Consider the following 13,571-nt stretch of genomic DNA (forward strand, 5'->3'; position numbering starts at 1 on the left):
AAGGGCTTCTCAATGTCTTCCACATCCACAAATGATTCCACACCTACGGGCGACGATTCGCCTATCGTCCATCTCGTTATCGCTGACGTCTGGAACGAAGGCGAAGAATCTCCGGTTGAAGTGCATCTGCTTCTGAAATCGGACGAGAACGAGGATCTGGTGCAGACTGTTCTCAGCATCCTTGCTGAAGAAGGCTATCATGAAGCTGAGCTTCTCGAGATGGGCACGCTGACCGAAGAACCGGAAGAGGAGCCGCACAAGAGCGCCTGGGCCACGGCAATCGCCGGTGAAGTCGCACTAATCGAATTCGACGGCGACGACGAAGAAGAAGAATGAGTATTATAAAGAAGGCCGGTTACAACCGGCCTTCTTTAGTTCTGTACGAGGCTGCTTTGCACGTCTTGCTATACCTGTCTTAAATGCAGAAAGGCCGCCCCGAAAGGCGGCCTTTTCAGTTTGGTATCTGTCGATCTTATTCGGCAGCGTTGTTGGTCATATCGACCAGCATGGCATTGGCTTCGGCAGAACCGGAAGTCTTGCGGCGCTCGTCGATGATCAGCTCGTCGCGTGCAGTCGCAATGCGACGGATCTGGTTGGTCATGCCGCCAGTACCGGCCGGGATGAGACGACCGACGATGACGTTTTCCTTGAGACCTTGCAGCGTATCCATCTTGCCAGCGACCGCAGCTTCGGTAAGCACGCGGGTCGTTTCCTGGAACGACGCAGCCGAGATGAACGAAGGCGTCTGCAGCGAAGCCTTGGTGATACCGAGGAGGACAGGATTACCGGAGCCCGGCTTCTTGCCATCTTCGATAAGACGCTCGTTGATCTCTTCCAGCTCGATACGGTCGACGTGGTCGCCCGGAATGTAGCCGGTATCGCCGGATTCCGTGATTTCCACCTTCTGCAGCATCTGACGGACAATCACCTCGATGTGCTTGTCGTTGATGAGAACACCCTGCAAACGATAGACTTCCTGAATTTCGTTCACGAGGTACGAAGCGAGAGCTTCGACGCCCTTGATCGCCAGAATGTCATGCGGTGCCGGGTTGCCATCAAGAATGTACTCACCCTTTTCAATGACGTCACCGTCCTGAAGATGGAACGGCTTGCCCTTCGGGATGAGGTACTCGACCGGCTCGATCGTGTCGTCGTTCGGCTCGATAATGATGCGACGCTTGTTCTTGTAGTCGCGACCGAAACGAACGGTACCATCGATCTCGGCGATGACGGCATGGTCCTTCGGACGACGTGCTTCGAACAGTTCCGCAACGCGCGGCAGACCACCGGTGATGTCCTTCGTCTTGGCGCTTTCCATCGGCAGACGGGCGATAACGTCACCGGCTTTCACATGCGCGCCAGGCTCGACCGAAAGGATCGATTCCACGGAGAGCATGAAGCGGGCATCGCCACCCTTCGACAGCTTCAGAATCTTGCCAGCCTTGTCCTTGATGACCATGGCAGGCTTGAGGTCTGAACCGCGAGGAGTTGAACGCCAGTCGATAACGACGCGCTTCGTGATACCAGTCGACTCGTCCGCTGTTTCCGAAACCGAAAGACCATCGACGAGGTCTTCGAACTCGACGTAACCTTCCACTTCCGTCAGGATTGGACGGGTGTATGGATCCCATTCAGCAATACGCTGACCGCGCTTGACTGTATCGCCTTCGTCAATGAACAGACGCGAGCCATAGGTCACACGGTGAACTGCACGTTCTTTGCCAGAAGCATCAACGATCAGAACCGCCATGTTACGGCCCATGACCACGAGATTGCCATCAGAGTTGCGGACCACGTTGCGGTTACGCAGCTTGACAGTGCCCTCATACGAAGCTTCGAGATACGAACTATCAACAACCTGAGCAGTACCGCCCAAGTGGAAGGTACGCATGGTGAGCTGCGTGCCCGGCTCACCGATCGACTGAGCAGCGATAACGCCGACAGCTTCGCCCTGGTTGACCGGCGTACCGCGTGCAAGGTCGCGACCATAGCACTTGGCGCAAACGCCATTGCGGGTTTCGCAAGTCAGGGCCGAGCGGATACGGATCGACTGGATACCAGCCTTCTCGATGATCTCGACGTCCCTTTCCTCGATCATGCGACCCGCTTCAACGATGACTTCACCGGAAACCGGATGCAGGATCGGATCAAGAGCCGTACGGCCCAGAACACGCTGGCCGATGGAAGCCACGATCTGGCCGGCGTCAACGATCGGCTGCATGGTGAGACCGATTTCGGCGCCACAATCGACTTCCGAAATGATCGCATCCTGTGCAACGTCAACGAGACGACGGGTCAAGTAGCCAGAGTTAGCCGTTTTCAAGGCGGTGTCTGCCAGACCCTTACGGGCACCGTGGGTCGAGTTGAAGTACTCGTTAACGGTCAGACCTTCCTTGAAGTTGGAGATGATCGGGGTCTCAATGATTTCACCCGAGGGCTTGGCCATCAGGCCACGCATACCGCCGAGCTGACGCATCTGGTTGACCGAACCACGGGCACCCGAATGCGACATCATGTAAACCGAGTTCATCTGCTTCTGGCGACCGGTCACCGGATCGAACTCGACTGCCTTCAGGCGCGCCATCATCTCTTCGGTGATCTTGTCGGTGGCCTTGCCCCAGGCGTCAACGACCTTGTTGTACTTTTCACCCTGAGTGATCAGGCCGTCATTGTACTGCTGTTCATATTCGGTCGTAAGCGCTTCGGTATCGGCAACAATCTTCGCCTTCGTGTCCGGAATGACCATGTCGTCCTTACCGAAGGAGATGCCCGCACGGCAAGCATGTGCAAAGCCAAGCTGCATGATGCGATCGCAGAAGATAACCGTCTCCTTCTGACCGCAATGGCGGTAGACGTGGTCGATCATCTTAGAGATGTTCTTCTTGGTCATCTCCTGATTGCAAATGTCGAACGGTACGTTGACATTCTTCGGCAGAAGCTCACCGATGATCATGCGGCCAGGCGTAGTGTCGTAGATCTTTGACACAGGCTTGCCTTCGGCATCGACCGTCTTGAAACGGCCCTTGATCTTGGTGTGCAGCGTGACAACCTTGTGCTCAAGCGCATGCTGGAGTTCACCCATATCGGCAAACACCATGCCCTCACCCGGCTCTTTGTCTGCCACGATGGACAGATAATAAAGACCGAGAACCATGTCCTGCGAAGGAACGATGATCGGCGCGCCGTTGGCCGGGTGCAGGATGTTGTTGGTCGACATCATCAGCACGCGTGCTTCGAGCTGGGCTTCAAGCGACAGCGGAACGTGAACAGCCATCTGGTCGCCGTCGAAGTCGGCGTTGAACGCCGTACAAACGAGCGGATGAAGCTGGATAGCCTTGCCTTCGATCAGGGTAGGTTCGAAGGCCTGGATGCCAAGACGGTGCAGCGTCGGAGCGCGGTTCAGAAGAACCGGATGTTCGCGGATCACTTCGTCAAGGATATCCCAGACTTCCGGACGTTCCTTTTCAACCAGCTTCTTCGCCTGCTTGACGGTCGAGGAATAACCCTTGGCATCAAGACGTGCGTAGATGAATGGCTTGAACAGCTCGAGCGCCATCTTCTTCGGCAGCCCGCACTGGTGCAGCTTCAGCTCAGGACCTGTCACGATAACCGAGCGACCGGAATAGTCGACACGCTTGCCGAGCAGATTCTGACGGAAGCGGCCCTGCTTGCCCTTGAGCATGTCGGACAGCGACTTCAACGGACGCTTGTTAGCGCCGGTAATGACGCGGCCACGACGGCCGTTATCGAACAGCGCATCGACAGCTTCCTGCAGCATACGCTTTTCGTTACGGATGATGATGCCCGGTGCGCGCAGTTCGATCAGGCGCTTAAGACGATTATTACGGTTGATGACGCGGCGGTAAAGATCGTTCAAATCCGAGGTCGCGAAACGACCGCCATCCAGCGGCACGAGCGGACGCAGGTCCGGCGGAATGACCGGAACGATTTTCATGATCATCCATTCCGGGCGGTTCCCCGACTCCAAGAAATTCTCGACGATCTTCAGACGCTTCATCAGCTTCTTCTGCTTCAGGTCCGAGGTGGTCTCGGCCAGATCGACGCGCAGATCAGCGGCAATCTTCTCGAGTTCCATCGAAGCCAGAAGCTCATAGATAGCTTCAGCACCAATAAGAGCCGTGAACTGATCTTCGCCGAACTCGTCGACGGCGATCATGTATTCCTCTTCCGAAAGAAGCTGATGCTCCTTCAGCGAAGTCAGGCCCGGTTCGGTAACAATGTAGTTCTCAAAGTACAGAACGCGCTCAATATCCTTGAGCGTCATGTCCAGCAGCGTGCCGATGCGGCTTGGCAGCGACTTCAGGAACCAGATGTGGGCAACCGGGGCTGCGAGTTCGATGTGGCCCATACGCTCGCGACGAACGCGCGAGAGCGTGACTTCCACGCCGCACTTTTCGCAGATAATGCCCTTGTACTTCATACGCTTGTACTTGCCGCACAAGCATTCATAATCCTTGATCGGGCCGAAGATGCGCGCGCAGAAGAGACCATCGCGTTCAGGCTTGAACGTACGGTAATTGATCGTCTCCGGCTTCTTGATCTCGCCGTATGACCAGGACAGAATCTTCTCAGGGCTGGCAATCGAGATTCTGATGGAATCGAACGTCTGTGCCGGAGCCTGAGGATTGAAAAGATTCATGACCTCTTGGTTCATGCCGTTCTCCTTGAGGGCGATCTGTCGCCCGGTGTCGTCGATGACAAGCTGAAAATCCTTGCCATCCTGAAAAGAAAATCGCGGTACTACACAGTTATGAACTGGTTTGCCGTAGTTTCGTTACCGGTGCGGAAGTATGCCCCGCCTATCCTGGAAACGATTATACAGGCGCGCCGCGGCAATACCGTGGCGCGCCCTTGAGCTTTATTCCGCTGCGTCAGGCAGGACCTGCTGCTGTTCGTCGCGCGTGTCGTCCAGCTCGACATTGAGGCCAAGCGAACGCATTTCCTTGACGAGAACGTTAAAGCTCTCTGGAATGCCAGCTTCGAACGTATCGTCGCCGCGCACAATCGCTTCGTAGACCTTGGTACGGCCTGCCACGTCGTCCGACTTGACCGTAAGCATTTCCTGCAGCGTGTAAGCCGCACCGTATGCTTCCAGAGCCCAGACCTCCATTTCGCCGAAGCGCTGGCCGCCGAACTGGGCTTTACCGCCCAGAGGCTGCTGCGTAACAAGCGAGTAAGGTCCGATCGAACGGGCGTGGATCTTGTCGTCGACAAGGTGATGGAGCTTCAACATGTAGATGTAGCCCATGGTCACCTGACGGTCGAACGGCTCACCCGTACGGCCATCATACAGTGTCGACTGACCCGAAGTCGCAAGACCCGCATCCGTCAGCATCGCGTTGATGTCGGCTTCCACCGCACCGTCGAAGACCGGAGTTGCGATCGACACGCCGCGCTTCACCTGGTTGGCCAGCATGAGGACGGAGTCGTCATCATAAGACCGAACAGGTTCATTGCGGTCGTTATCCGGATAGATGTGCTCCAGCGTTTCGCGCAGCGGCTCAATATTGGCCGTCTTGCGGTAAACGTCGATAAGCTCACCGATCTTCTTGCCCATGCCTGCGCATGCCCAACCGAGGTGGGTTTCCAGAATCTGGCCCACGTTCATACGGCTCGGAACGCCAAGCGGGTTCAACACGATGTCGGCATGCGTACCGTCTTCGAGGAACGGCATGTCCTCGACTGGCAGAATGCGGGAAACCACACCCTTGTTGCCGTGACGGCCGGCCATCTTGTCACCTGGCTGGATCTTACGCTTCACAGCGACAAAGACCTTGACCATCTTCATCACGCCTGGAGGCATCTCGTCGCCGCGCTGTACCTTTTCGACCTTGTCCATGAAGCGTGCTTCGAGCAGCTTCTTGGAGTCGTCATACTGGCTACGAAGCGCTTCGAGTTCACCCTGAAGCTTCTCGTCATCGACAGCGAACTGCCACCACTGCGACCGCGGATACTCGGTCATCAGCTCACGGGTAATCGTCGAACCCTTCTTGAAGCCTTTCGGCCCGGCGGCGGCAACCTTGCCATCGATCATGTCGGCGAGACGGCTATAGACGTTACGGTCCAAAATAGCTTGTTCGTCGTCACGGTCCTTGGCGAGACGTTCAATTTCCTCGCGCTCAATAGCCATGGCGCGCTCGTCCTTTTCGACGCCGTGGCGATTGAAAACGCGAACTTCCACCACCGTACCGTAGGTCCCGGGCGGCATCCGCATGGATGTATCACGAACGTCCGACGCCTTTTCACCAAAGATGGCGCGCAGAAGCTTTTCTTCCGGCGTCATCGGGCTTTCGCCCTTTGGCGTGATCTTGCCGACAAGAATGTCGCCAGGATGCACTTCGGCACCGATATAAACAATACCCGCTTCGTCGAGGTTCTTCAGCGCTTCTTCCGAAACGTTCGGAATGTCGCGGGTGATTTCCTCAGGTCCAAGCTTAGTGTCACGGGCGGCAACTTCAAATTCTTCGATATGGATCGAAGTGAACACATCGTCCGACACGATCTTTTCCGAGAGAAGGATCGAGTCTTCGTAGTTGTAGCCGTTCCACGGCATGAACGCGACAAGCACGTTGCGGCCGAGTGCCAGATCGCCAAGATCGGTCGACGGACCGTCAGCAATGATATCGCCCTTGCCGATCGGATCGCCGACGCGAACAAGCGGACGTTGGTTGATACATGTCGACTGGTTCGAACGCTGGAACTTTTGCAGGCGATAGATATCGACGCCCGACTTGGACGGATCGAGATCTTCGGTCGCGCGAATAACGATACGCGTTGCGTCAACCTGATCGACGATACCGCCACGACGGGCAGCAATGGCCGCACCGGAGTCACGGGCGACAATTGGTTCCATGCCCGTGCCAACGAACGGCGCTTCAGCCCGAACGAGCGGCACAGCCTGACGCTGCATGTTCGAGCCCATGAGAGCGCGGTTTGCGTCATCGTTTTCCAGGAACGGGATGAGAGCCGCAGCGACCGAAACGAGCTGCTTCGGCGACACGTCCATCAAATCCACGTTTTCACGCGGAGCCATCATCACTTCACCTGCATGACGGCAGATGACGAACTCGTCAACGAAACCACCCTGCTCGTCCAGCTCGACGTTAGCCTGCGCAACCGAGTGCTTGGCTTCTTCCATAGCCGACAGATAGACAACGTCGTTCGTGACCTTGCCGTCAACAACTTTGCGGTACGGGCTTTCAATGAAGCCGTACTTGTTGACGCGCGCAAAGGTTGCAAGCGAATTGATGAGACCGATATTCGGGCCTTCAGGCGTTTCAATCGGGCAGATACGACCATAATGGGTCGGGTGCACGTCGCGAACTTCAAAGCCAGCACGCTCGCGGGTGAGACCGCCCGGTCCAAGAGCCGAGAGACGGCGCTTGTGGGTGATCTCCGAAAGCGGGTTGGTCTGATCCATGAACTGCGACAGCTGCGAGGAGCCGAAAAACTCGCGGACGGCTGCGGCAGCCGGCTTCGCGTTGATCAGATCCTGCGGCATGACCGTGTCGATTTCGATCGAGGACATGCGTTCCTTGATCGCGCGCTCCATGCGGAGCAGACCGACGCGATACTGATTTTCCATCAGTTCGCCAACCGAACGCACACGACGGTTACCGAGATTGTCAATGTCATCAATCTCGCCGCGACCGTCACGCAGCTCAACCAGCATCTTGACCACGGCAAGAATATCTTCCTTGCGCAGAACGCGCACGGTGTCTTCCGCATCGAGATCCAGACGCATGTTCATCTTCACGCGACCGACGGCCGAAAGATCGTAACGTTCAGCGTCGAAGAACAACGAGTTGAACATCGCTTCGGCGGAATCCATCGTAGGCGGTTCGCCCGGACGCATGACGCGGTAGATATCGAACAGGGCTTCCTGACGGCTTTCGTTCTTGTCGACAGCCAGGGTGTTACGAATATAGGCACCGATATTGACATGGTCGATATCGAGAACGTTGATCTCCGTCTCGCCCGTATCAAGCAGGGTCTTCAGGACCTTCTCGTCGATTTCGTCACCCGCTTCGAGATAAATCTCACCGGTGGCGTAATTGACGACATCTTCCGCAAGATACGAACCGAACAGATCGTCTTCCGTCGCCTTGATGGCCTTGAGGCCCTTTTCGGCAAGCTGCTTGGCCGCACGGGCGGTTAGCTTCTTGCCGGCCTCGAGAACGACTTCACCAGTGTCCGCATCAATGAGGTCAGAAATGACCTTCATACCCTTGAAGCGGTCGGCCGAATACGGGATACGCCAATTGTCGCCGTCACGCGTATACGTGACGGTGTTGTAGAACGTCGACAGAATGTCTTCGCTGTCCATGCCAAGAGCCATGAGCAACGTTGTAGCCGGAAGCTTACGGCGACGGTCGATGCGTGCGTAGACGATGTCCTTGGAATCGAATTCGATATCGAGCCACGAACCGCGATAAGGAATGACGCGAGCTGCGAACAAAAGCTTGCCCGAGGAATGGGTCTTGCCCTTGTCGTGATCGAAGAAGACACCCGGCGAACGGTGCATCTGCGAAACGATCACGCGCTCCGTGCCATTGACTATGAAGGTGCCGTTGTCTGTCATGAGCGGCATATCGCCCATGTAGACGTCCTGCTCCTTGATGTCCTTGATAGACTTCGCGCCCGTATCTTCGTCAATATCGAACACGATAAGACGCAGCGTCACTTTGAGTGGCGCCGAATACGTCAAATCGCGCTGACGGCATTCGTCAACGTCGAACTTTGGTGCGTCGAACTCGTAGCGAACGAATTCGAGCATTGAAGCGCCGGAGAAATCCTGAATTGGGAAAACAGACTTGAAAACCGCCTGCAAACCCTCGTCAGAACGCCCACCGGATGGTTCTTCAACCATAAGGAACTGGTCGTAAGATGCTTTCTGAACCTCAATCAGGTTCGGCATCTCGGCGACCTCTGGGATCTTGCCGAAAAATTTGCGTACGCGCTTGCGACCATTGAAAGAATGGGTCTGAGCCATCGTCGCTCCTCGTTCTATAGCCTTACGGCTTGCTCACGCCTTGCGGCCTTTATCATCGCCGCCTTTCAGCGGTCCTTCTAACGGGCTAAAACCCGTTTCCTGAAAGCCGTTCTGGCACTCAGGAAAAGGGTTCCAGTTATCCGACCCGCCGGGGAAATCCAGCGGGAACTGGCGGATGGAAAACCATCCGCCAGAATAGTCCGAACTTACTTGAGTTCAACCTTGGCGCCAGCAGCTTCGAGCTGTGCCTTGATCTTCTCAGCTTCGTCCTTCGAAGCGCCTTCCTTGACAGCCTTCGGAGCGCCTTCGACCAGGTCCTTGGCTTCCTTGAGGCCGAGGCCGGTGATTGCGCGCACTTCCTTGATCACGTTGATCTTGTTAGCGCCGCCGTCGGCGAGAACGACGTCGAATTCAGTCTTCTCTTCAGCAGCAGCAGCCGGAGCAGCGCCACCAGCAGCAGCAACTGCTACAGGAGCAGCAGCCGAAACGCCCCACTTCTCTTCGAGAAGCTTTGAAAGCTCAGCAGCTTCGAGAACGGTCAGTGCCGACAGGTCGTCAACGATCTTTGCGAGATCAGCCATTTTGGTATTTCCTTAGTTTCAAGGTTTGAACAATTGACAGCGAAAAACGGCCTTACGCCGCCTCGTTCTTCCGGGCATGCGCGCCAATAACGCGAGCGATCTGGCCCGCTGGTGCGCTGGTAAGTACTGCAAGACGCTGAGCCGGGGTCTGAATCATTCCAACCAGCTTTGCGCGCAGTTCGTCGAGCGACGGGAGCGAAGCAAGCGACTTGACGCCATCGGCGTTAAGCGTTGTTGCACCCATTGCACCACCGAGGATAACGAGCTTGTCGTTAGCCTTGGCGAATTCGACGGCTACTTTCGGAGCAGCAATCGGGTCGTTTGCATAAGCAACAACCGTCTGACCTGTAAACAGATCAGCAATGCCTTCCGATTCCGTGCCCTGAAGAGCGATCTTGGCAAGGCGGTTTTTCGCGACTTTAACGGACCCACCTGCATCGCGCATCTTCGAACGAAGATCGCTCATCTGCGCAACGGTGAGACCGGTATAGTGGGCCACGACGACCGAACCGGACTCTTTGAAAGCGCCGTTCAGCCACGAGACAAATTCGCGTTTTTCCGCTCTATCCACTGTCTCTCTCCAGTAGACAGGACCACATGGCCCTGCCGGGTTGCCTTTGCCGAACGAACTTCACAGTTGGTCCGGCGCTCGAGGATCCTGTCCCCTTCAGCTATCCTGGAAACCAGGCATCACTCAAAGGCAACTACGGTTCAAACCTTGCATGCACATTCATGCGAAACAGGGTTATTCCACGTCTCATGCAGGCTGTAGGTTTAAGGACCATCGACCGAAGATGATGATCCGCCTGCAATCTCGGACAGGATAACCGGATTTTCATCCGGCTATCCGGATCTTGCGATCCGGAATTTTCTGCCTTTCGCCCCGCATTGCAGGACTGGCTGGCGGCCATACCTCCCCAATCGGAAAGGGTTGAGCTCCGGCAAACCGGAGCTCTGAAAACTTACGCGACGACCTTGACGGTGGCCGGATCGACCTTGACGCCAACGCCCATGGTCGACGACAGCGACACGCGCTTGACGTACTCACCCTTGGCAGCCGACGGCTTTGCCTTGATGACGGCGTCAGCGAAAGCCTTGATGTTTTCTTCGAGCTTGGCATTGTCGAAGGAAACCTTGCCGATACCGGCATGGATAATACCTGCCTTCTCGACGCGGAATTCGACTGCACCGCCCTTGGAAGCAGTAACCGCGGCTGCAACATCGGTGGTGACTGTACCAACTTTCGGGTTCGGCATCATGCCACGCGGGCCGAGAACCTTACCAAGACGGCCAACGAGAGGCATCATGTCCGGGGTCGCGATGCAGCGATCGAATTCGATCTTGCCACCATTGACGATTTCGAACAGGTCTTCCGCACCAACGATGTCAGCGCCAGCCTTCTTGGCTTCCTCAGCCTTGTCGCCACGGGCGAAGACAGCAACGCGAACCGTACGGCCCGTGCCGTTCGGCAAATTGACCACGCCACGGACCATCTGGTCGGCATGGCGCGGATCAACGCCAAGGTTCATCGCAATTTCGATGGTTTCATCGAATTTTGCGACAGCACGTTCCTTGACCAGGCCAATAGCAGCCGACAGATCGTAGAGCTTATTGCGATCAACGCCTTCGCGAATCTTGTTAATGCGCTTGGAAATCTTCGCCATCGTCTCAGCCCACCACTTCCAGGCCCATCGAACGGGCAGAACCTTCGATCATGCGCATCGCTGCTTCAATATCAGCGGCGTTCAGATCCTTCATCTTCGCTTCAGCGATCGTGCGAACCTTGTCGCGGGTGATCGTGCCGGCGCTTGCCTTGCCCGGGGTCTTCGAACCGGACTTGAGGTTAGCTGCCTTCTTGAGGAAGTAGGTTACCGGAGGCGTCTTCATCACAAAAGTGAAAGACTTGTCCTGGTAATAGGTGATCACGACCGGAATCGGCGAACCCTTTTCCATTTCCTGCGAGGCAGCGTTGAACGCCTTGCAGAATTCCATGATATTGATGCCGCGCTGACCCAGGGCCGGACCGATCGGAGGCGACGGATTGGCCGCACCTGCCGGTACCTGGAGCTTAAGCTGGCCTGCAATTTTCTTAGCCATTGCTTTCTGCCTTTATAACTTGCCGGATATCCGGCCTTCTCGATTAATGCCGGATATCCCGGCTCTCGACTGACGCCAGTTGAACTGGCGGGCAGTTCGGTGGTGCGGAGATCAACGACCGGCTAAGCCGCCTTCCCTTCCACCATCTTCATCCAACCCAAAAAAACCGGCCTGGATGAACGCCCTCACGGGCAAAACGATCAGAGCTTGTCGACCTGACCGTATTCCAAATCGACAGGCGTCGCACGCCCGAAGATGGAAACCTCAACCTTGAGACGCGCACGCTCTTCATCAACTTCCTGAACGATACCGTTGAAAGAAGCAAACGGGCCGTCGGAAACGCGAACATTTTCGCCAATCTCAAAGGATACCGAAGTCTTTGGACGCTCGACACCATCCTGAACCTGGTTCAGAATTTGATCGACCTCCTTCTGAGAAACCGGAACAGGCTTGGAATCGCCAAGAAAACCGGTGACTTTCGGCGTATTCTTTATAAGCGAGAAAACGGCATCTGTCAGGGTTGCACGAACCAACACGTAACCCGGAAAGAACTTGCGCTCTGCATCAACCTTGCGGCCACGGCGCACTTCAACAATCTTCTCGGTCGGCACAACGATCTGTTCGATCAACTCGGACAGACCCTTCTGCTTCGCCTTGGCTTCGATATCCTCAGCGACCTTCTTCTCGAAATTGGAATAGGCGTGAACGATGTACCAGCGCGCCGTCATCTAAAAACTCCCCAATCCTAACTTATCGACCAAGGCCGAGAATAAATTCAACGCCATAGGCCATAAGCTGGTCGGCAAGAAAAAAGAACGCAGCAGCCAGAAACGCCATGATCACCACCATAATGGTGGAGATGACCGTTTCACGCCGTGTAGGCCAGGTCACCTTCGCCGTTTCGGCGCGAACCTGCTGAAAAAAGGTGATCGGATTCGTCTTGGATGCCATCTGCCGCTCTGTCATTGATCCGGCGTTACCCCCAAACTTTAGCCCGTCGAAACGAATCAGAAGCCCAAGGTCACGCGTATACGGCACGCAAAGCTGAAAATTCAGCCCCACGCGCCGCGTGTCTGTTGACGCTACATAGAATCGATTCCCAAAAAACACAAGCCCAAAGGTAAAAGAATACCATACAGGCTTATCGGAAATCCGATCCTTGCGAATACCACTCGACGCACCATCCAATCGTGCAACGGTAATCCTTCCCTGCCTGGCCAACAAATCCGGCAGAGAATTATCATTTTCAACAGCGTCGCCCTGCCGAAGCCCGCGCCGCCACTGAAAAGGTAAGGCGGCATAGATTGCCGCCTAACTTACAATATAGAAAACGGGCGCCCATAGTCAAGCCATGAGCACCCGTTATAAAGTGGCAGGGGCAGCAGGGCTCGAACCCGCGACCTACGGTTTTGGAGACCGTCGCTCTACCAACTGAGCTATACCCCTATGCGGCATTTAAAATGCCAGACTGGCGGCGTTACCGCCAGTTAAATTCATTACTCGATGATCGAGGAGACGATGCCTGCACCGACGGTGCGGCCGCCTTCACGGATAGCGAAGCGAAGCTTCTCTTCCATCGCGATCGGCACGATCAGGGTGACGTCCATAGCGACGTTGTCGCCAGGCATGACCATTTCCGTACCAGCCGGCAGAGTGACAACGCCGGTCACGTCCGTCGTGCGGAAGTAGAACTGCGGACGGTAGTTCGTGAAGAACGGCGTGTGACGGCCACCTTCGTCCTTGGTCAGAATGTAAGCTTCTGCCTTGAACTTCGTGTGCGGCTTCACTGAACCCGGCTTGCAGAGAACCTGGCCGCGTTCAACGTCTTCACGGCCAACGCCGCGGATCAGAGCGCCGATGTTGTCGCCAGCCTGGCCCTG

At 55.9% G+C, this 13,571-nt stretch carries 9 protein-coding genes, 1 tRNA gene and 1 pseudogene; 1 reads left to right on the forward strand and 10 read right to left on the reverse strand.

Going from position 1 to position 13,571, the window contains the following annotated elements:
• The first annotated feature begins 12 nt into the window (after positions 1-12).
• Positions 13-336 carry a hypothetical protein gene (locus FJQ48_RS16865; protein WP_139976081.1) on the forward strand — a complete coding sequence of 108 codons (324 nt, stop codon included), beginning with the start codon at positions 13-15 and terminating at the stop codon, positions 334-336.
• Positions 337-472: 136 nt separating this feature from the next.
• On the opposite strand, the gene rpoC is transcribed toward FJQ48_RS16865, so the two are convergent.
• From rpoC to tuf, 10 genes and pseudogenes are all read right to left on the reverse strand, one after another.
• The gene (gene rpoC / locus FJQ48_RS16870) at positions 473-4,675 is read right to left on the reverse strand and encodes a DNA-directed RNA polymerase subunit beta' (protein ID WP_139976082.1); all 4,203 of its coding nucleotides are present in this window, start codon (positions 4,673-4,675) and stop codon (positions 473-475) included.
• 204 nt (positions 4,676-4,879) lie between these two features.
• Positions 4,880-9,013, reverse strand: a complete 4,134-nt coding sequence (rpoB, locus tag FJQ48_RS16875; RefSeq protein ID WP_139976083.1) for a DNA-directed RNA polymerase subunit beta — start codon at positions 9,011-9,013, stop codon at positions 4,880-4,882.
• Between the two features lie 206 nt (positions 9,014-9,219).
• Entirely contained in the window at positions 9,220-9,594 is a 375-nt protein-coding gene (gene rplL / locus FJQ48_RS16880; protein WP_010659906.1) for a 50S ribosomal protein L7/L12, read from the reverse strand.
• 52 nt (positions 9,595-9,646) lie between these two features.
• Positions 9,647-10,165, reverse strand: a complete 519-nt coding sequence (rplJ, locus tag FJQ48_RS16885) for a 50S ribosomal protein L10 (RefSeq protein WP_139976084.1) — start codon at positions 10,163-10,165, stop codon at positions 9,647-9,649.
• Positions 10,166-10,556: 391 nt separating this feature from the next.
• A complete protein-coding gene (rplA, locus tag FJQ48_RS16890; RefSeq protein WP_139976085.1) occupies positions 10,557-11,258 on the reverse strand; it encodes a 50S ribosomal protein L1 in 702 nt (233 codons plus the stop codon).
• A gap of 4 nt (positions 11,259-11,262) precedes the next feature.
• Positions 11,263-11,691, reverse strand: coding sequence for a 50S ribosomal protein L11 (gene rplK, locus FJQ48_RS16895; RefSeq protein ID WP_139976086.1), 429 nt, complete (start codon positions 11,689-11,691; stop codon positions 11,263-11,265).
• 200 nt (positions 11,692-11,891) lie between these two features.
• Complete coding sequence (gene nusG, locus FJQ48_RS16900) at positions 11,892-12,419, reverse strand: transcription termination/antitermination protein NusG (protein ID WP_006467043.1); 528 nt, start codon at positions 12,417-12,419, stop codon at positions 11,892-11,894.
• 22 nt (positions 12,420-12,441) lie between these two features.
• The gene (gene secE / locus FJQ48_RS16905; protein WP_002964376.1) at positions 12,442-12,642 is read right to left on the reverse strand and encodes a preprotein translocase subunit SecE; all 201 of its coding nucleotides are present in this window, start codon (positions 12,640-12,642) and stop codon (positions 12,442-12,444) included.
• Positions 12,643-13,061: 419 nt separating this feature from the next.
• Positions 13,062-13,137, reverse strand: a tRNA-Trp gene (locus FJQ48_RS16910).
• 50 nt (positions 13,138-13,187) lie between these two features.
• Positions 13,188-13,571, reverse strand: a pseudogene (gene tuf, locus FJQ48_RS16915) (elongation factor Tu); the annotation flags it as partial.

It is taken from the genome of Ochrobactrum sp. CGA5, from assembly GCF_006345815.1.
GTDB lineage: Bacteria > Pseudomonadota > Alphaproteobacteria > Rhizobiales > Rhizobiaceae > Brucella.